Origin of the sequence: Vaginella massiliensis (assembly GCF_900089075.1) — a bacterium.
Lineage (GTDB): Bacteria > Bacteroidota > Bacteroidia > Flavobacteriales > Weeksellaceae > Weeksella > Weeksella massiliensis_A.
Genome location: NZ_LT593744.1, coordinates 1 through 2,614, shown reverse-complemented (window position 1 = coordinate 2,614; position 2,614 = coordinate 1). Strand labels below are relative to the sequence as shown.

The window sequence follows — 2,614 nt, the reverse complement described above, 5'->3', positions numbered from 1 at the left end:
GAACGCGGAATAGCCCAAAAGCGGTTATAATTTTAGAAGAATAACCTGGAAAGGTTAACCATAGAAGGTGACAGTCCTGTATTCGAAAAGGTTATAGTTGTTAAATTGAGTAAGGCGGGACACGAGAAATCCTGTTTGAAAATGGGGGGACCATCCTCCAAGGCTAAATACTCCTGAGAGACCGATAGTGAACAAGTACTGTGAAGGAAAGGTGAAAAGTATATCGAGAAGATAGTTGAAATAGAACCTGAAACCGTACGCCTACAAGCGGTCGGAGCCCCTAAGGGTGACGGCGTGCCTTTTGCATAATGAGCCTACGAGTTAATGTTTCTGGCCAGGTTAAGTAGTTCAGCTACGGAGCCGCAGCGAAAGCGAGTCTTAATAGGGCGTATAGTCAGAAGTATTAGACGCGAAACCTTGTGATCTACCCATGGGCAGGTTGAAGCTTTGGTAACACAAAGTGGAGGACCGAACCGGTTGACGTTGAAAAGTCTTCGGATGACCTGTGGGTAGGGGTGAAAGGCCAATCAAACTGGGAAATAGCTCGTACTCCCCGAAATGCATTTAGGTGCAGCGTAGTGTTAAGTATCTTAGAGGTAGAGCTACTGATTGGATGCGGGGGCTTCACCGCCTACCAATTCCTGACAAACTCCGAATGCTAAGATATGTTTCACTGCAGTGAGGGCATGGGTGCTAAGGTCCATGTCCGAGAGGGAAAGAACCCAGACCATCAGCTAAGGTCCCCCAATGTATGCTAAGTTGAATAAACGCGGTTGGACTGCATAGACAGCTAGGATGTTAGCTTGGAAGCAGCTATTCATTTAACGAGTGCGTAACAGCTCACTAGTCGAGCGGTCCGGCATGGATAATAATCGGGCATAAGCATACTACCGAAGCTATGGATTTAACGTAAGTTAAGTGGTAGGGGAGCATTCTATCGGCGCCGAAGCATGTTTGTAAAGATGTGTGGAGCTTATAGAAAAGAAAATGTAGGCATGAGTAACGATAAAATCAGTGAGAAACTGATTCGCCGTAAGATCAAGGATTCCTAAGCTATGCTAATCAGCTTAGGGTTAGTCGGGTCCTAACATGTACCCTCATGGGGAAGTGGATGGCAAACGGGTTAATATTCCCGTACCTGCTCTCAAATAAAGTGACGGATGAATGTATTAGGTGCGTACTGACGGAATAGTACGTTGAACCTACGTAAAGTAGGGATAGTACACCAAGGCTTCGGCTGGCGTGATAATCCTAAGAAATTTGTTCCAAGAAATAGCGAGAGAAGCAGCCCGTACCGTAAACCGACACAGGTGATCGAGGAGAGTATCCTCAGGCGCTCGAGTGAGTCGTGGTTAAGGAATTAGGCAAAATCGACCTGTAACTTCGGGAGAAAGGTCGCTCCCTGCAAGGGGAGCCTCAGTAAAACGGCCCAGGCGACTGTTTATCAAAAACACAGGACTCTGCCAAATCGTAAGATGACGTATAGGGTCTGACACCTGCCCGGTGCTGGAAGGTTAAGGAAGGTTGTTAGCATTTGCGAAGCAATTGACTGAAGCCCCAGTAAACGGCGGCCGTAACTATAACGGTCCTAAGGTAGCGAAATTCCTTGTCGGGTAAGTTCCGACCTGCACGAATGGTGTAACGATCTGGGCACTGTCTCAACCACGAGCTCGGTGAAATTGTAGTATCGGTGAAGATGCCGGTTAATCGCAACGGGACGAAAAGACCCTGTGAACCTTTACTATAGCTTCGTATTGACTTCGGGTAACTAATGTGTAGGATAGGTGGGAGACTAAGAATTAGCATCGCCAGGTGTTAAGGAGTCGTTGTTGAAATACCACCCTTTATTTACTTGAAGCCTAACTTCGTACACACGAAGGACATTGCGTGGTGGGTAGTTTGACTGGGGTGGTCGCCTCCAAAAGCGTAACGGAGGCTTTCAAAGGTACCCTCAGCACGCTTGGTAACCGTGCGTAGAGTGTAATGGCATAAGGGTGCTTGACTGTGAGACCTACAAGTCGATCAGGTGCGAAAGCAGGACATAGTGATCCGGTGGTTCCGTATGGAAGGGCCATCGCTCAAAGGATAAAAGGTACTCCGGGGATAACAGGCTAGTCTCCCCCAAGAGCTCACATCGACGGGGAGGTTCGGCACCTCGATGTCGGCTCGTCACATCCTGGGGCTGGAGAAGGTCCCAAGGGTTGGGCTGTTCGCCCATTAAAGTGGCACGCGAGCTGGGTTCAGAACGTCGTGAGACAGTTCGGTCTCTATCTGTTGTGATCGTTAGAAGTTTGAGCGGAGTTGACTCTAGTACGAGAGGACCGTGTTGAACAAACCTCTGGTGTATCAGTTGTGCCGCCAGGTGCACCGCTGAGTAGCTACGTTTGGATGAGATAAGCACTGAAAGCATATAAGTGCGAAACTCGCCGCGAGATAAGACTTCTTTTAAGGGTCGTGGAAGACTACCACGTTGATAGGCTATAGATGTAAAGGCAGCGATGTCATAGTCGAGTAGTACTAATTACCCATAGACTTTTTTCAACAACGATTAAGAATCAATCAATCAAAATCAAACAAACACAGCTAAGTGCTAGGCGTTGTTAATCTTTCTTGT

The 2,614-nt window shown here is 47.7% G+C and carries 1 rRNA gene; it reads left to right on the top strand.

Annotation, left to right across the window (positions count from 1 at the left end):
• Positions 1–2,541, top strand: a 23S ribosomal RNA gene (locus BN8061_RS00040); the annotation flags it as partial.
• Between the last annotated feature and the right edge of the window lie 73 nt (positions 2,542–2,614).